Source organism: Fibrobacter sp. (assembly GCF_045601785.1).
Lineage (GTDB): Bacteria > Fibrobacterota > Fibrobacteria > Fibrobacterales > Fibrobacteraceae > Fibrobacter.
In genome coordinates, this window is record NZ_JAZSAF010000007.1 from 1 (window position 1) to 16,403 (window position 16,403).

Here is a 16,403-nt window from a genome sequence, read left to right on the forward strand (position 1 = left end):
TCGGGCAAGCCTAGCAAAGTAGCCTTGATTGCAGTGGCGAACAAGCTGCTTCGACAACTTTATGCAGTCCTTACGAAAAAAGAGGCCTATGTACCAAATTTTTGTACAAAAGCCTCTTGACATTTAATACAGTATGTCATGTACAAACCTTCGGTTTGTCCGCGACTCTCGCCTTGCGATGCAGTCATTAATAGTTGGCAGTAGCATTCGCTTTAGGGCGAAGTCATTAATAGTTGGCAGTAGCCTACTTTTTAGTGAGAATCATGCAGATGACGGGGAGTTTCTTGTCCACCTCGTTTTCACTCGGGATGATTTCGCTTGAAAGGACTTCGCAGTCGAACTCCTTCACAAAGAATTCCAGCTGAGAGCGTTCAAAGCCAAGCCAGATGTGCCCGTGCGTGGTGCGGAAAGATTCTTCCTTATGCTGCGCCAAATCCAGGAGAGCAAGCGTTCCACCGGGTTTCAAGATGCGGACAGCCTCCTTGAGGGCAAGGCGCGGATCCGTGGCGTGGTGCAGCACCTGGCTCATCAGCACCAGGTCCGCAAAATTGTCCGGGAGTCCCGTCTTTACCATGTCCGCCACCTTGGGCGACACATTCTGAATTCCCCGCTGCTTCAAAATTTTCTGCAGGCCGCTAATCACCTTCGGGTCGCAGTCGAGCGCCGTCACGTGCTTGCAGCGGTTGCAAAGCATGAGCGTTAAGTCGCCGCCTTCGCCGCAACCCACGTCCACCGCATTTTCAAAAGAGGCCATCAGCCTGCTGAACAGGCTAATCTGCGCCTTCAAGCTTCCGCCCGCCTGGTCCAGCTTGTGGATCTGTCCCTTCGTCTTGTCGGTACGGTCTTCCAAAACCTGTGCGGCACGGCACTTGAGGATGTCCTTGTCGGGGAGCTTTTCGTAGGCTTCGCGAATCATCGAGAGCATGCGGCCACTCAGGTACAGCTCTTCGGAAAGGCGGTAGTAGGCCTTGATGCCGTCGCGGCGGTCCTTCAGCAAGTTGCAGGCCGAAAGCTTCGCTAGGTGGCGGCTCGCGTTACTCTGGTGGATATCGAGAATATCCTTGATTTCGTTGACGGTAAATTCCGCCTGGTCCAAGAGCAGCAGGATTTTCAGGCGCATTTCGTCGGAAATGGCTCCAAAAAGGTCCATACTGGGTTCGATCGGTTCACGTACCAATTCGCGATTTTTCAAAGAATCTGCCACAAAAGCTCCATTTTCTTACTTTATGCAATATAATTTTTTTAGTTTAGGGGCGCATGGCCCATTTCAAAAGAAATTCCCTTATGGTAGCCCTGTTCCTACTCGGAACGGCGTTCTTTGCCAATGCCGAAGAACAAAGCCGCTACGAACTCGACCTTTCAATAGACATTCCGCTCACCCTTTCGGCAGCGGGAATCTTCGGAATAGGAACATGGCTCTACCACGACATGGATACCCCGGACCATGTAAGAAGCCAAGACCACCTGCTCCCTTGGGACAAACCCGTTGCCGGGCGCTACAGCGAAACCGCCGACCGCATGAGCGACATCGGGGCATTCCTTGCGGTAGCCCCCTTCACCATCGGGGCGATTTCTTGGAACCAGGGAGCATCAAGCGGCACGGAATTTGCCGCATTCTCGCTGATGTTTGTGCAGGCGATCGCCATAGGGAACGGTATCAACCTGGCCGTTCGCTCCATGGAAATCTGGCCGCGCCCCTACATGTACGCCGAAAGCGGAGACGGCAAGGAAAAGGCAGAAAAGGCCAAGGGCGAAGCCTACGGATCGTTCTTTTCGGGGCATGCCACCGCCGCATTTACCGTCGCAACCTTTACCGACCAGTGGTTCAGAGCCGCCTACCCGAACTCCCCCTACCAGGGAATCGTGCGGGCCACCGCCTACTCCCTCGCCGGACTCGAGAGCGCGCTCCGCGTTGCGGCAGGCAAACACTACGTGAGCGACGTTGTCGTCGGGGCACTCATCGGCACCGGCGTAAGCATCGGAATACTCGAAATGCACCGCAAGCGTAGCGATAAGTTTTCACTCGGGGTAGGTCCGGGTGTTGCCTACATCACACTTCGCATATAACACAAAAAAGTAAGTTTCGCTTCAAAAAACTCCTGTATATATTCAATAATGTGGGCGCAAGAAACGCCTTAAGGAGTGCTAAAATGTCGGAATTCAACTTCAACCACCTTCTGAAAGGCACAGGCCGCATCCTTGCGGTCATGGCGGTCGCAACTCTCTGCGGCACGTCTTTTGCCGCAGGCCCCAAAATGGGCCATCACAAGGTAGCCAAGGTCAAGAATTCCGTGAGCATGACCAAGGGCCGTTCCGCACACGCGGAAGCCCAGCAGGAACTTTCCGAACAGGAACTGTTCGCCATCGCACTCGAAAACAAGAGCATTTCCAAGGACGGCAAGACGCTCACCGACAGGCGCGACGGCAAAACCTACGCGATCGAGATCCGGGGCGACAAGGCCTGGATGAAAACCAACCTCGCTTTCAGCCTTTCCACTCCCAAGCAGTGTCTGCTCGAAGACGAGAACTTCTGCAAGCAGTACGGACGTTTCTACAGCCACAAGGAAGCCATCAACGCATGCCCCAGCGGCTGGCACCTCCCCAACGACGGTGAATGGCGCGATTACCAGAAAGACCAGTCCAAGCTCGACTGGAACAACCTGGGCAAGGGCGGCTGCAAGGACTGGGACGGCTACTGCGAAAGCAACTCTACCGGTCACTACTGGTCCGCCTCCAAGGTGAAAAAGAACACCGCCCGTTCCTGGGAATTCAGAAGCGTCGCCCGCAGCATCAACCGCACCGATGAAAGCCCCACCAAGGGTCTCTACGTCCGCTGCGTTGCCGACCTCCGCTAAAGCAAAAAACTTTCTACCTCACAAAGAAGCCGCCCGGCGACGGGCGGTTTCGATATTTTTAAGAGCAATTTCAGAGCCGTTGCGGCAGATGATTACTGCTTCAGGCCGTCGATCACCATGTTCACGATTCCGCGGGCGAAGTCCTTGGACCTGATACCGGTTCTGCGGGTCGGAATGTCCTTTTCCTGCTTCAGGTCGATTACCAGGTAATCCAGGCAGTAGACGCCGTCATCGCCGTCGTAGGTGACATCGAAGCTGTAGTTGTCGAACTTGAATTCCTTTTCGGCGTTGCGATCGCTCTTGAAGTCTTCGTAAGCTTCTTCACAGTCTTCCTGGTCGTAGGCGTAGCGCATCTGGAACGAGATGTCGCAGGAACGCTTTTCGAACTCAATCGTGATCTTACCCGAAGATTCCCTGAAGTCGGAAATCTTGAGAGATACAAGTCCGCTGAACAGGGAGAGTTCGTCGCAGTCGACTGCGCGCACATCGGAAAGCATGTCCTTCTCGGAGTAGTCCTTGGCGCTCGGCAAGAACAACTGGTAGAAGCCGACAAAGGAGTTTTCCATATCCGAAATGGCGATATTCTTCTTGCCCAGCTGCGAATAGAAATCCTTCATGAGGCAGGTGCCGTCGTAGCGAATAACGGACTTGAGCAGGCCACCCTTTTCGAGGCGAACCGCTTCGGAAATATTCTTCGAGCCGTTGCCTTCGACATCCCAGGTCCAAAGACCCACCGGGTAATCGCCGTCCTTGTCGAAGGTGAACTTGAGTTCTTCTTCACCGTGCTTCAAGGTGATATTGCCCTTCTTTTCGCGGGCCTTGTAAGAAGTGGTATCCCATTCGTCGACATCTTCGGGGCCCATCAGGTTGCCCGGGCGTTCCACCTTGCAGACCGGCTTGATCCACTTGAACGTGGAATCTTCGTCGTCGTACTGGTAAGCGGCCTTGTTCAGCACCATTTCAAACGAGTCGTCGAAATCGATCTTGCCCGAGCTGGAGCTGTCATCGCCGCAGGCGGTCAGGAACATTCCACCGGCAAGCATCATGGCCGAAAGACCGAACGTCATTTTTCTTGTTTTCATATTTCTCCCCTGAAGAATGAATCAAAGTCGATATCACTTACCATATCGACAACAAATTCCGGTTTGTCAACTAAATTATCCAAATCGTGCAACTTGGTTTCGCCACAGAGCGGGAGCACAAATCGGCAGCCGCTACGCTTGGCAAGTTCAAAGTCTGTATACAGGCGGTCACCCACGAACAAAATCTCTTCGGGCTTGTACTTCTTTAAAAGGCCCGAAAGCATGGCGGGGTTAGGCTTGCCGAAGCTGCGCTCAGGTTCTACGCCGTAGGCCGTCTTTAAAAGCGCCATGAAACTTCCGATGTCGGGCACGGGGCCATTTGCGTCGGGGCAGACAAAGTCGGTGTGCGTGACCCAGAACGGAATTTTGCGCTGCACGCGAAACGAAAGTTCGCAAAGTTCGCGGTAGTCAAAGCTGTTGTGGTAGGCAATCAGCACGAGCTCGGTGTCCTTGACATCAGGGCGCAGGTTGAGTGTCGGGTCTTGCGCGGCAAACCATTCCGTGACTTCGGGATTTGCAAAGAAGAACACGTTCTTGATGCCCTCTTCGTGAATGGCATCGAGCGAAAGGTACAAGGCCGAGATGATGGCATCGTCGGTGAGCGGGAGGCCCATGACCTTGAGGCGATTTTCGTAGAAGACCGGCGACTTGCTGGTATTGTTGCTCAGGTAGTAAACAGGCACCTGCTTTGCCACGCGACAGACCGTCTTGACCGCCTTCGGGTAAGGGCGGCCACTCAGGTACAAGGTACCATCGAGATCGAATACGACTGCTTTTACGGGCACGCGCTTTTGCATGTGAGAGAATATAGTAATATTATAGAAAGGGGGAAGTCTCCCCCTCGCGAAAGCCTTGTTAAGCACAGCATTAGCCTCCTTGCGATATTTGCACTCACTCGCTAGCCGGTTACACCGGGGCTCGTTCGTCACAAATCTCACAGTCGGCTCAAAGCATAGACACAAGTCTTTCGCTACCCCTACTACGGGGAGCTCCCCACCCTGGTGGCCATGCGCACTAAAGGGCATAGCTCTAAGTGCTGTCCGCCCGTAACGCCCCCGATGCTTCACGGGACTGTAACTTTTTTATTTTTACGATATGAAAACACCTGATAGCCGCTTTTATTGCCCGCTGATTTCGGTCGGCACAATCACCTTGGACGAAAACGAAAGCACTCACGCCGTGCGCGTGTGCAGGGCGTGCGCGGGCGACATTTTGCAGCTGTCCGATGGACTGGGACATTACGCCGACGCGGTTATCGAGGTTGCCGACGCGAAGGCATGCCAGGTGCGCGTCGATACAGTCATCGAGGCAGCAAACCCGCGACCCAAGGTGTCGCTTGGGATTGCCTGCCTGAAAGACGACGCCTTGGAAGAAGTCGTATTCCACGCAGCACAAACGGAAATCGACAAGATCATCTTCTTGCGCACGGACTTTTCGCAGGAGCCCAAGAATTCCGACTTAAAAAAGACCGTGCGCCGCGCGGAACTCAAGAGCCTCGTGAGCCTGAAGCAATCCAAGAAAGCCTGGATGACAAACATCGAAGGCCCCGTCGAATTTGACAAGTGGCTCGCAAGTTACAAAGGCGACTTGATTCTCTGCGACATCGACGGAGAACGCCAGCTGAACTTGAGCGGGTCGGGCAACGCATCGGCTAACAGCGACCCACAACCCACGCCAATTACTTTGTTGGTAGGCCCCGAAGGCGGGTTCTCGCCGCGCGAAATAGAAGCAATAAAGACCTTCCAGAACGGGAAGGTCCACTTGCTGAATCTCGGCAACACGCGCCTACGTGCGCGCACCGCCGCCATTATTGCGCTCGGGAAAATTCTTTAAAGCGTCACCTTGACTTTTTCGCGCATGGCCATGACCTGCGCCTTGGCTTCTTCCACCGTGTCGCGGCGGGCAAGCAACACGCCCAGGCGGCGGTGGCCCTTGAGTTCGGGCTTGCCGAACAGGCGGAGTGCCGTGTCAGGTTCTGCAAGCACTTCTTCGAGGCCACCGAACTTCACATGATCGGAATTGCCGTCCACGACGATTGCCTTCGAAGCACTCGGGCCGTGGAAAGCGATGTTCGGGATAGGCAGGCCCAAGATAGCGCGGGCGTGCAGCGCAAATTCAGACAAATCCTGCGAAATCAATGTCACCATGCCAGTATCGTGCGGGCGCGGGGAAACTTCGCTGAACAGGACTTCGTCCTTGCACACGAAGAGTTCCACACCGAAAATGCCACGACCGCCCAGGGCGTCCGTCACCTTCTTCGCAATCACCTTGGCCTGTTCCAGGAGTTCCGGCTTCATCGGCTGCGGCTGCCAGGATTCCTGATAGTCGCCGCCCACCTGGTGGTGGCCGATGGGTTCCAGGAAGCTCGTACCCGCCACATGGCGAACCGTAAGCAAGGTAATTTCATAATCGAACGGCACAAATCCTTCGACAATCACGCGGCTCGCGTGGCCCGTGCGTCCTTCGTGCTGGGAAATGTCCCAAGACTTCTGAATATCGGCTTCGGTCTTGATGACGCTCTGGCCGTGGCCCGAGGAACTCATGACCGGCTTGATCACGCACGGGATGCCGATTTCAGCGACAGCCTTCTTGAAGTCTTCAAAATTGTCGGCGAAGCGATACGGGCTCGTCTTGATGCCGAGTTCTTCGGCGGCGAGGCGACGAATGCCTTCGCGGTTCATCGTGAGCTTGGTGGCCTTGGCCGTCGGAATGACGTTGTAGCCTTCTTTTTCGAGTTCCACGAGCGTGTCGGTCGCAATCGCTTCGACTTCGGGAACGATGTAGTCGGGCTTCTCCAGTTCAATCACGCGGCGGAGTTCGGCACCGTCGAGCATGTTGATGACATGGCTACGATGAGCCACCTGCATGCCCGGGGCGTTGGCATAACGGTCTACGGCAATCACCTCGACTCCGAGGCGCATCATCTCGATGATGACTTCCTTGCCGAGTTCGCCGGCTCCGCAAAACAGCACCTTGGTGGCGCTAGAACTTAGAGGTGTACCGATTTCTGCCATATTAAACTCCTTGGTTTACAAGGAAAATATAGATATAGTAGACAGTTGGAAGTAGGAAGTTAACAGGGAAAAGGGATTCTTTTCAATCAGAACTTCGTGTCGATCGGGTTGAAGGTCATCTTGATACCGGAACGGATCCAGCCGTCCATGCCGTCTTCGTTTCTATCGTGGGCCAGGTTGTCGTACTTGCGGAATCCGCCGCCAAGGTAGAAGCCGAACCAGTTGTTATACTGCATGGAGTAGAGCGCATCGACGAAGGTCTGCGATTCCTTCACGCCAGACGGTGCCGTTTCTTTTTCCATGGCGACATCGTAGTCGGTGTAGAGTTCCTTGTCGCCCTGTTGCAACCAGGCGAGGGTCAGCTTGACGGCATGCCTACCCCATTTCCAGCCGAGGTCAAGCCACATATCCAAGGCGTCGGAGCCACGGCGGTAGCCTATCGGGTAATCTACAAAGTACATGTCGGCGTAGTCGGGGTCGTCCTGTTCGCGGTAGTTGCTGCGGTAAAGGCGACGGCTCGAATATTCCAGCAGCGGCAGGCGTCCGTTGTTGTGCGCGGGGTCGGTGCGCACCACGTCGAATCGCCACGAGAATTCGCCGAATCGGCGCGTCGGGATTTCCTGGTAGTAGCCCACCATGTAGCTCAAAATGCTGCGGTTCGTCCCCTTGTCATCATCTTCGCCCACGGGGCTGTTGATATCCTCCATGTTAATTTGTCCATAGAACCTGGAGGTGCGAACCGGGGTAAAGCCTATTTCAAACGTGGTGACCGCCTTGGTGTAGCCGCCCGCAAAGTTATTGTGCAAAAACATGAAGGGATTCATGGAACGGAATTCCAGATCCTTGCCGCCGACCATGCTCTCTTCGATAATGTATGTCCAGAAGTGTCTTGTCTCGACACCGACGCGGTGGTACACCAGGTTCTTCACGTTGTCGTCGTAAATGCGGTCGCGCTGGTTGTTCGCCTGCTTGCCCTTCTCGGGGCACTTCTGCGCCGCCGCCTCGGAACCTTCGCGGTAGCGGCAACCCGTTTCGTCCGGTTCACCGGGGACATCGTCAAAGAGCCACGCATTCAGGGAAGAAAGCAAAAAGTCATAACGGAAAATACCCGCCCTGAATTTCCAGTGCAAACCGTCGTGGAAAGGGGTGCCACCCAGGGCCAAGTCGTTCGGGGAAACCTTGAGGTCAGCCGGGTCGAAACGTCCCAGCTGCACATAGCCCACGGGGTTGTCCCACAGGGCGTAGGCATTGATGGGCACGCCGATGTCGAGCTCGCTCGGCTTGTAGGTAAAGTTCGTTTTGAGGTCGCTATCGTACCAGGCTTCGATATCCTTGCGGAGCGGAGCTTCCAAGAGGAAGTGGAAATCCTTGTAGCCCGCGCGGAAACTCAGCATGAAGAACGGATCGATGTGGTCTTCGTAGCTGCGCGCCGTCTCGAGCGGAATGCGGAGCCCGCGCCAATTGCCCCCGTAGCGCTCTACAGTGTCGACCGCAAATGTCGGATCCGTAGGACCGCCGCTAAAACCGAAGTTGAAATCCGTGCCGATTTGGAAGTAACCCTTGTACTGCAGAGAATCAGTCTGCGTAGAGTCGCCCGCAGAAGCAAGCGCAGCGGCCACCAACACGCCTAAAGCCAACAGTAGGGTACGAATTTTCATACAAGGAAATTTACAAAAAAAAACTTCGTTCAAATTGGGCGCGAACGGTATAACGTGAGCCACAAGCGGCACAGCATAAGCGTGCCGTGGTGGCGAGAGTGAGCGCTTCGAGTAAGAACTAATGTAATTGGGCGCGAACGGTATAAACGTGAGCGGTAAAGCCACAAGCGTTAAGCTGTGGCGACCGCGAGAGCGAGTGGTCCGGGGACGGACTAATATGATTGGACACGAGCGGTATAAATAAGGATCACCCAGGCAGGGAGTCCCGGGTGACCCTTTTTGTGTTGTGGCAAGTACGCTTTCGCGTACTTGTTGTGTGTGTGTGAGTTTCTTGGAGTAATTCGGCGAAACCTACAGGGACGGGTGTCCCGTAGCAGCGCTCACCGAATTTATCAGCAAGTCCATCTTAGAAGTTGTTCATGTTGTTTTCGCGATTGCGGAGGTATGCCGGGACGCTCAGGTCCACGAAATCCTGCGAATCAGCGAAGTCGGAGCGAGAAGCAACCGTCGCACGAGAGGTAGCTTCGGCAGCCATCGTCTGGCGAGTGTATGCCGGAGCGTCCATTCCTGCGAAAGCCATCGTCTTTTCGACACCGCCGCGGCCGCCGTTCATGCGGTCTTCTTCGGCAACTGCAGAGAATTCAGAAGTTTCAGAACCCTGAGCAACCGTTTCTTCTTCGGCAGGGGCAGCGGCGTTGAATTCCGGAGAATTGAACATGGCTGCGTTGATGGAGCGAACCACCTGCGTTTCCGTGAGAGACGGAATAGAAGCAGTTTCTTCAACCGGCTGGGCGGCAGGCTGAGCGACCGGCTTTGCCACGGGGCGGGTGAAGAGTTCCACTTCGCTGTCGTCCTTGATCTTGTTGAAGTCAAAGACATTGAAGCTGGTCGGACGCGGAGTCGCCTGCTGCACAGCAGGAGCTGCGGTCTGTGCAGGCATAGCCGGAATCGACTGGGTCATGAAATTCTGCTTTACCGGATTGGCAAAGGCGGAATTGTCGAAAACCGGGTTGTTCACGCGGCTGGAGGAGACGCCTGTACCACCGCAACCGGTAGCGATGATGGTGATGCAGACCTTGTCGCCAAGGGCAGGATCGGTGATGTCGCCGATGATGATGTTCGGGTTGCCTTCTTCGCCAACCTTTTCGTAGATGTGGTCCATGGCGTCGCTGTGTTCGAGCAAGGAGTAGTTTTCGCCGTGGGCAACATTCACGAGCACGCCCGAAGCGCCTTCGATGTTGATGTCTTCGAGAAGCGGAGAGGCAAGTGCCATGTCGGCAGCCATGATGCCACGGTTTTCGCCCTGGGCGTAACCGGTACCCATGAGAGCGGAGCCGCCCTTGAGCATGACCTTGCGGATATCGGCAAAGTCAACGTGCACAAGGCCGTGACGAAACATGATGCCACAGATGCTCTGCACTGCGTTGCCAAGGATTTCGTCGGCCATCTTGAAAGCCTCGTCCATGGTGGCCTTCTGGTTAGAAGCCTGGAGAAGCGTCAAAAGCTTCTTGTTTTCGACAACGATAATCGTGTCGACCGATTCACGGAGGGCTGCAATGCCCGATGCCGCAATAGAAGAACGAGCGTTACCTTCGAAGCGGAACGGCTTGGTCACCACGGCAACCGTAAGGATGCCCAGTTCACGGGCAACGTTTGCAACGACCGGAGCGGCACCCGTACCGGTTCCACCGCCCATACCGGCGGTCACGAACACCATGTCGGCACCCTTCATCGCTTCCTTGATGTCGTCGATGTTTTCTTCGGCGGCCTTGCGACCGACTTCAGGATCCATGCCTGCACCCAGGTTCCTCGTGGTCTTTTCGCCAATCAGAATCTTGTGGTCTGCAAGGCTCAGGTCAAGTGCCATGGCGTCGGTATTGATGGCGAAGTATTCCACGCCCTCAATGTTCATACGCTTCATGCGGTTCACGGTATTGCCGCCGGCACCGCCGACACCGAACACCTTGACTTTTGCGTTATTGTAAGAGGGTTCCTCGCCCATGATGCGAGACTTTACCTCGAAGTTGATGTTGTCGATTTCACTCATGTGATTTATCTCCCTGATAGTGAGTGTTGGTTGTTATAGATAAGTCCTGATAAATTCGAGTACGCGCTGGAATCCCTTTTTGACGGACACCTTGATCTGCGCACCCGTTTCGCTCTTTTTCCTATCGCGGTGCTGCATATTCGCGTAGTAGAGCAAGCCAATGCCCGTGGCGTAAGACGGATTCTGGTAGGCTTCCTGGATACCGGTCATTCCCTTGGGGTGACCGATACGCACGGGCTTTCCAAATTCCTTCGCAGCAATGTCTTCGATACCTTCCAATGCGCAGCAGCCACCCGTAAGGACGATGCCGCCATTGATAAGGGTATCCACCTGGCACTTCTTAAGATCGTTCTGCAAATACTTGAATATTTCGTGGACACGAGCCGAAATCACATTCGCAAGCAGCTTGCGAGAGCACGGCACATCGCCGCGGTTACCGACAGCCGGCACCGGGAAAGTTTCGTCCTCGATCAGGTTGCTGATGGTGCAGGTACCGTACTTCTTCTTGATTTCTTCGGCCTTGGAAAGCGAAATAGGCACGCCAAGGCACTGGCTAATATCGCTGGTGATACTGTTGCCCGCATAGTTGAGCGACCAGGTGTAACGAACGGAATCGTTCACGAACACGGCAATATCGGTAGAGGCGGCACCGATATCAACGAGAGCGACGCCGAGTTCACGTTCGTCATTGGTCAGTACGGCACTTGCCGCAGCCAAAGGCTCCAGCGCAAAGCCCGCCACATTGAGACCCGCGCGGTTGATGCACTTGGCAAGGTTCTGCAGAGAGTTCTGGCGAGCGGTCACCACCTGAACATCTACGCCCAGGCGACGACCCGTTCGACCCTTGGGGTTACGGATATGCTGGTCTTCGTCCAGGGAATATTCGCCGGGGAACACATGAATGATCTCCCCCACCGAAGGCGGAACCGTGCTCGCCTGCTTCTTCACGTTTTCAATATCTTCTTCGCGGACTTCGCCTGCCGGGAGCGTCACGATGCCCTGGAAACTGTGCGAGCGAACATGCTGGCCAGCGATCCCCACATAGACATCGCGAACATCGACGCGGGTCGAGTTCTCGATGACCTGAACGGCCTGCTGGAGAGTCTCTACGACCAGGTCATACTCGTCGGCGTTCTTGAGCGGAAAGTCGCCGCATTCGACCACGCGGACATTTTCGCCTTCGGAAATTCCAACGAACAGGTTAATCTTTGAAGCCCCTATGTCAAGGCCAAAGATGTACTCTTCTTTCTTCTTGTCCTGTCTACTGTCATCCATTGACGCACCTCTTATCATAATTCCTTACGTAGGCAAAGCCCATAAATCTCATGTCCACTTCGCCTGCACAAAGCAAATCCTTGGTAAAGCCGTTTTCAAGCGACTTGTACAACACAAACTGTCCCGCATTTTCGCCCTTTGCGGCAAACAGGGCCGTGTATCCCATATCCCTGAAATACACCTTGATGCAATTATTTTCGTCGGACCACGACACCTGCGACACACGGTCGTAAAGGTCCGCATCGGCACGGCGCATCTCCACCAAGAAATGCGTCACCGCCTTCACGTGTTCCATCGACTCCATATCCATCACAGGAAGCCGCATCGCAGTTGCCACCGAGTACGGCAGCGGGTAGCCCTTTTCGGAGTAAATCGTCGCACGACCTTCCGAAAGCACCGTGAGCACCGGGGATGTTTCCTGCAGCTTGATGTACAGCGACGACGGGAACTTTTTCTCGACCTTCGCCGAAAGAATCAGCGGCAGCTGCATCAGGGCGGCCGTCACGGAATCCTCGTTGAGTTCCGACATGAGCATACCCGTTTCCACCTGGGCACTTTGCATCACGTCTTCCCAAGAAAGCATGCGGTTGCCTTCGATTTCCACATACTGCAAATGGCGCAGTTCCAAGGGGTTGAATCGCTGCAGGTAGAAGCGGTTGTGAATCACCAGAACAGAAATCACGATCAGCAGCGCCGCAAGGATCCAGCCACGACGAACAAACCAGCGTGCAGCAGAAGACATCCCGCTCTTCACCTTGCGGGCGCGTTCCTGCTTGCGCTTGCGTTCGTTGGTGCCTATGCGGCGGCCAAGCAATGTGGTTTTCCGTTCTCTCAACTCAGTCTCCTACAGGCATTCCTTCAGAATTCTTTCGCCAAGCTTCCAGATGTTTCCGGCACCCATCAGCACCACCACATCGCCCGGCTTGAGTTCTTCCTTCAGAATCGGAAGTAGGTTCAGCTGGTCGCCTACAAAGCGAGAATCGCGGTGGCCGCGGTCGGTGGCGCTGTTAGACACAAGCGTTCCCGTCACGCCTTCAATCGGCTTTTCACGGGACGCGTAGATGTCGGTCACCAAAAGCACGTCGCAGTTGGCAAATGCACCGCCAAAGGCGTCATGCTGGTCGCGGGTACGCGTAAACAGGTGCGGCTGGAAGGCCACGATAATGCGACGGTCCGGGAACGCATCGCGGAATCCAAGCAGGGTCGCCGTCGCTTCGGTCGGATGATGCGCGTAGTCATCAAAGACCAGCACGTCGTTCTTTTCACCAATGAACTCAAAGCGGCGCTTCACACCTTCAAACTCGGCGCAGGCCTTACGGGCGATATCGGCAGAAATGCCTTCTTCAATCGCAAGCGCTACGGCGGCAGTTGCATTCAGCACATTGTGGCGGCCCGGAATCTGCAGATTGAATTCGCCAAGACTCTTGCCATCATTTAAAATTTCAAATACAGGGTATCCCTTCTCAAAGCGTAGGTTATCCACGCGATACTTCGCCTGGCGTGTAAATCCGTAGGTAATCACGGGCTTCTTCAAGCGAGCCAAAATCTGCTGCACGTTCGGGTCATCCAAGCAGACAATCACCTGTCCGTAGAACGGAATCTTGTTTGCGAACTGAACGAAGGCATCCTTGATGTCCTCGATATTTTCGTAGGTATCCAGATGATCGGCATCAATGTTTGTGATGATTGCAGAAGAGGGCATCATCGAAAGGAAGCTGCGGTCAAACTCGTCGCTTTCGGCAATCAGGTAATCTCCCTTGCCAACTTTAGCTCCGCTCCCCTTGCCTTTCACGACACCGCCCACGATAATCGTCGGGTCAAGGCCCGCTTCTTCCCAGATTTGCCCCACAATGGACGTGGTCGTCGTCTTGCCATGAGTACCCGCAATCGAAAGCGTGTACTTCATGCGCATGAGTTCACCGAGCATTTCGGCGCGGCGAATCACGGGAATGCGGCGGTTGCGCGCTTCCACAAGTTCGGGATTGTCGTGCGGAACAGCAGAGGAATAAACCACCAGGTCGGTATCTTCGACGTTCTTGGCTTCGTGCTTCGAGAACACCTTTATTCCAAGGCCCTTCAGGTACTCGATGACCTGGCTTTCGCCCGTATCGGAGCCGCTCACCACAAAGCCATTCGCATGAAGCACTTCGGCAATGCCGGACATGCCTGCACCACCGATACCCACAAAGTGGAGTCTACGAACGCGCTTACAATCATTAATCTGCATTAACCATTCTCCTTGGAGAGGATCACTTTGGCAATCTGGTCGGCGGCATCGGGCATTCCGAGCTTCTTCGCCGCGGCGGCCATGGAACTTAAACGGGATTCATCGCCCAAGAGCGACTCCACCTTTTCCCACAGGTGGTTTTCTTCGGCATCGAGTTCCACCAGGGCGGCCCCGACATGTTCAACCACGCGGGCGTTATGTTCCTGATGGTTCGCCGTCGCATGCGGGAACGGCAAAAGAATCGAAGGCTTGCCGAAGGCAAGGATTTCGGCCAAGGCAGATGCACCTGCACGGCTGATGATCAAGTCGGCGTGCTGCATGTAGGCATAGATATTGTTCAAGAAGCCGCGAATGGCCACGTTCGGGACATCACCCACACGGGCACTGATTGCATCCACGTTCTTGATGCCCACCTGCCACACCACGGAGACATCCTTGCGGGCTGCAATCGTCTTGATGCTTTCTTCAATTTTGTTGTTGATGCCGACAGCTCCCTGCGAGCCACCGACAATAAAAACCGTCTTGTTGCCCGGCGCAAATTCAGCGGGGCGTTCCAGAGCCGTTTCGGTCGGAAGTTCACGAACCGGGTTTCCGAATACCATGCACTTGCCATGCGGGAAAAACTTGGCAGCATCATCACTTGTGACAAAGATGGTCTTTGCGTAACGGGAACCCACCTTGTTTGCAACGCCTGCCACAGCGTTCTGTTCCTGCAGGTACACTGGAATGCCCATGGAGCCAGCCGCAAGCACAATCGGAAGCGACACATAGCCACCCGTCGCGACAACTACATCGGGGTTCACCCTTTTCACAACGCTCTTTGCGCGTACCAGGGCCTTGGTCAAATTGAATGGCAGGGCCAAATTCTTAAGGAACGGTCCGCGGTGCAGCGGCACCGCCGAAATGTACTCGTAGGGCCAGTCATGAGCCACCAGGCGTTCTTCCATGGAATCCTTACGGCCCGCAAAGGTAATGTTTTCGACGCCCATCTTCTTCAGGCTATTGGCAATTGCAACGGCGGGGAAAATATGTCCGCCGGTTCCACCGCATACAAAAAGGAACTTTTTCATACGCCACTCCTTGTAAAGTCAAAATTTCTAAATGCACTGCTCGACATCGTCGATGCACTCGTGTAGGGTTCCCTAATCTTCTTGCCCGTATTGGGACGGGAGATATTCAAAAGAATTCCAACGGCAACGCAGCTGTATATCAGGTTCGTGCCACCAAAAGTGATGAACGGAAGCGGCTGCCCCGTCATGGGGAACAGTCCCACACAAACGCAGACATGCACCAGGAAGTTGAAGAACAGGGAGTACGTAAGCGCCACCGCCACATACTTGCCAAAGAGCGTCGAGGACTCGCGCGCAATCTTGAACCCTTGCGCAAACAGCACCGCATACAGGGCAAGTAGGCCCAGCGTTCCTAGGACACCAAACTCTTCACCCACCACGGCATAGATCACATCCTTGTGCGCTTCGGGCAGGTATCCAAGTTTTTGGACTCCCATGCCAAATCCCGTTCCCGTCCAGCCGCCGTTTCCTAGCGCTTCCAGAGCATGTTCGCCTTGCCAGTTCGAAGCGACCATTTCGCCTTCGTCAGCAAAGAACGCATGGATACGCTTGCTGGAATGTCCCGTCACAAGAAGCATCAAAAGTCCCAAAGGCGCCGCCGCACCAATCGTCATTCCAAGGTACTTCAGGTTCACCCCGGCAGTCACCATCACACAAATCACCACAAACGAAAGCATCACGATCATGGAGTAGTTCGGCTGGAGCGCAATCAAAAGTGCCGCCGTTCCAAAGAAAATTCCCGGCTGCACCAGCGTACACGCCACGCTCTTGATGTTGTCCCCCGCCTGTGACAGCTTGGCACAAATACATATAAGCATTCCAAGCTTCATGATTTCAGACGGCTGAATGCCAAAGATCCAACGGTTTGCACCCTTGACGCCATGGCCAGCCACAAGTGCGGTGATCGTTAAAATGGCACCAACGACAAAAGCCACACGACCTAGCCACTGCCAGTAACCATAATCGACATACCTGGCAATGATAAGCATCAGGATCAAGCCAAACACGACCTTGGCCAGATGCTTCTGCAGGTAATATTCCGCCGGAAAACCATGCGACACGGCAAAATGGGCAGATGCCGTATAGATGATAGGAACACCTATACAGATCAGCAACAACGCCGTCACAAGGAGCAGCTTGTTCATGCCGGTATGTGCAACTGTATTTTCCATCTT

14 protein-coding genes are annotated in these 16,403 nt (G+C 54.6%); 3 read left to right on the top strand and 11 right to left on the bottom strand.

The window, feature by feature from the left end:
* Positions 1–244: 244 nt before the first annotated feature.
* Entirely contained in the window at positions 245–1,204 is a 960-nt protein-coding gene (locus ACKI61_RS01630; RefSeq protein ID WP_407456068.1) for an ArsR/SmtB family transcription factor, read from the bottom strand.
* A gap of 80 nt (positions 1,205–1,284) precedes the next feature.
* On the opposite strand from ACKI61_RS01630, the gene ACKI61_RS01635 reads away from it, so the two are divergent.
* Positions 1,285–2,067, top strand: coding sequence for a phosphatase PAP2 family protein (locus tag ACKI61_RS01635; protein ID WP_407456069.1), 783 nt, complete (start codon positions 1,285–1,287; stop codon positions 2,065–2,067).
* An 83-nt stretch (positions 2,068–2,150) separates the two neighbouring features.
* Positions 2,151–2,855 carry an FISUMP domain-containing protein gene (locus ACKI61_RS01640; protein ID WP_407456070.1) on the top strand — a complete coding sequence of 235 codons (705 nt, stop codon included), beginning with the start codon at positions 2,151–2,153 and terminating at the stop codon, positions 2,853–2,855.
* Positions 2,856–2,947: 92 nt separating this feature from the next.
* Here the strand turns inward: ACKI61_RS01640 and ACKI61_RS01645 are convergent, their stop codons facing one another.
* Together ACKI61_RS01645 and ACKI61_RS01650 are read right to left on the bottom strand one after the other, a co-directional pair.
* The gene (locus ACKI61_RS01645) at positions 2,948–3,937 is read right to left on the bottom strand and encodes a hypothetical protein (RefSeq protein WP_407456071.1); all 990 of its coding nucleotides are present in this window, start codon (positions 3,935–3,937) and stop codon (positions 2,948–2,950) included.
* On the bottom strand, positions 3,934–4,734 hold the full coding sequence (locus ACKI61_RS01650; RefSeq protein ID WP_407456072.1) for an HAD-IIA family hydrolase: 801 nt from the start codon (positions 4,732–4,734) through the stop codon (positions 3,934–3,936). The genes ACKI61_RS01645 and ACKI61_RS01650 overlap by 4 nt, the downstream gene beginning before the upstream one ends.
* A 298-nt stretch (positions 4,735–5,032) precedes the next feature.
* On the opposite strand from ACKI61_RS01650, the gene ACKI61_RS01655 reads away from it, so the two are divergent.
* Positions 5,033–5,770, top strand: coding sequence for an RsmE family RNA methyltransferase (locus tag ACKI61_RS01655; protein ID WP_407456073.1), 738 nt, complete (start codon positions 5,033–5,035; stop codon positions 5,768–5,770).
* Here the strand turns inward: ACKI61_RS01655 and purT are convergent.
* The 8 genes from purT to ACKI61_RS01695 form a co-directional block, all read right to left on the bottom strand.
* Positions 5,767–6,951, bottom strand: coding sequence for a formate-dependent phosphoribosylglycinamide formyltransferase (gene purT, locus ACKI61_RS01660; RefSeq protein ID WP_407456074.1), 1,185 nt, complete (start codon positions 6,949–6,951; stop codon positions 5,767–5,769). The two genes, ACKI61_RS01655 and purT, sit on opposite strands and share 4 nt — an antisense overlap.
* Before the next feature lie 86 nt (positions 6,952–7,037).
* Positions 7,038–8,609 carry a hypothetical protein gene (locus tag ACKI61_RS01665; protein WP_407456075.1) on the bottom strand — a complete coding sequence of 524 codons (1,572 nt, stop codon included), beginning with the start codon at positions 8,607–8,609 and terminating at the stop codon, positions 7,038–7,040.
* A 406-nt stretch (positions 8,610–9,015) separates the two neighbouring features.
* Positions 9,016–10,656, bottom strand: a complete 1,641-nt coding sequence (gene ftsZ / locus ACKI61_RS01670; RefSeq protein WP_407456076.1) for a cell division protein FtsZ — start codon at positions 10,654–10,656, stop codon at positions 9,016–9,018.
* Between the two features lie 33 nt (positions 10,657–10,689).
* Complete coding sequence (ftsA, locus tag ACKI61_RS01675; protein ID WP_407456077.1) at positions 10,690–11,931, bottom strand: cell division protein FtsA; 1,242 nt, start codon at positions 11,929–11,931, stop codon at positions 10,690–10,692.
* A complete protein-coding gene (locus ACKI61_RS01680) occupies positions 11,924–12,766 on the bottom strand; it encodes a cell division protein FtsQ/DivIB (protein ID WP_407456078.1) in 843 nt (280 codons plus the stop codon). The genes ftsA and ACKI61_RS01680 overlap by 8 nt, the downstream gene beginning before the upstream one ends.
* Before the next feature lie 9 nt (positions 12,767–12,775).
* Positions 12,776–14,158, bottom strand: a complete 1,383-nt coding sequence (gene murC / locus ACKI61_RS01685; protein WP_407456079.1) for a UDP-N-acetylmuramate--L-alanine ligase — start codon at positions 14,156–14,158, stop codon at positions 12,776–12,778.
* Entirely contained in the window at positions 14,158–15,228 is a 1,071-nt protein-coding gene (gene murG / locus ACKI61_RS01690; RefSeq protein WP_407456080.1) for an undecaprenyldiphospho-muramoylpentapeptide beta-N-acetylglucosaminyltransferase, read from the bottom strand. The genes murC and murG overlap by 1 nt, the downstream gene beginning before the upstream one ends.
* The gene (locus tag ACKI61_RS01695) at positions 15,225–16,400 is read right to left on the bottom strand and encodes an FtsW/RodA/SpoVE family cell cycle protein (protein ID WP_407456081.1); all 1,176 of its coding nucleotides are present in this window, start codon (positions 16,398–16,400) and stop codon (positions 15,225–15,227) included. The genes murG and ACKI61_RS01695 overlap by 4 nt, the downstream gene beginning before the upstream one ends.
* Positions 16,401–16,403: the final 3 nt, after the last annotated feature.

Bases quoted from the DNA above. Each gene is read 5' to 3' on its own strand.
- ACKI61_RS01635 (WP_407456069.1), top strand. From the start codon at position 1,285: ATGGTAGCCCTGTTCCTACTCGGAACGGCGTTCTTTGCCAATGCCGAA.
- ACKI61_RS01640 (WP_407456070.1), top strand. From the start codon at position 2,151: ATGTCGGAATTCAACTTCAACCACCTTCTGAAAGGCACAGGCCGCATC.
- ACKI61_RS01645 (WP_407456071.1), bottom strand. From the start codon at position 3,937: ATGAAAACAAGAAAAATGACGTTCGGTCTTTCGGCCATGATGCTTGCC.
- ACKI61_RS01650 (WP_407456072.1), bottom strand. From the start codon at position 4,734: ATGCAAAAGCGCGTGCCCGTAAAAGCAGTCGTATTCGATCTCGATGGT.
- ACKI61_RS01655 (WP_407456073.1), top strand. From the start codon at position 5,033: ATGAAAACACCTGATAGCCGCTTTTATTGCCCGCTGATTTCGGTCGGC.
- purT (WP_407456074.1), bottom strand. From the start codon at position 6,951: ATGGCAGAAATCGGTACACCTCTAAGTTCTAGCGCCACCAAGGTGCTG.
- ACKI61_RS01665 (WP_407456075.1), bottom strand. From the start codon at position 8,609: ATGAAAATTCGTACCCTACTGTTGGCTTTAGGCGTGTTGGTGGCCGCT.
- ftsZ (WP_407456076.1), bottom strand. From the start codon at position 10,656: ATGAGTGAAATCGACAACATCAACTTCGAGGTAAAGTCTCGCATCATG.
- ftsA (WP_407456077.1), bottom strand. From the start codon at position 11,931: ATGGATGACAGTAGACAGGACAAGAAGAAAGAAGAGTACATCTTTGGC.
- murC (WP_407456079.1), bottom strand. From the start codon at position 14,158: ATGCAGATTAATGATTGTAAGCGCGTTCGTAGACTCCACTTTGTGGGT.
- murG (WP_407456080.1), bottom strand. From the start codon at position 15,228: ATGAAAAAGTTCCTTTTTGTATGCGGTGGAACCGGCGGACATATTTTC.
- ACKI61_RS01695 (WP_407456081.1), bottom strand. From the start codon at position 16,400: ATGGAAAATACAGTTGCACATACCGGCATGAACAAGCTGCTCCTTGTG.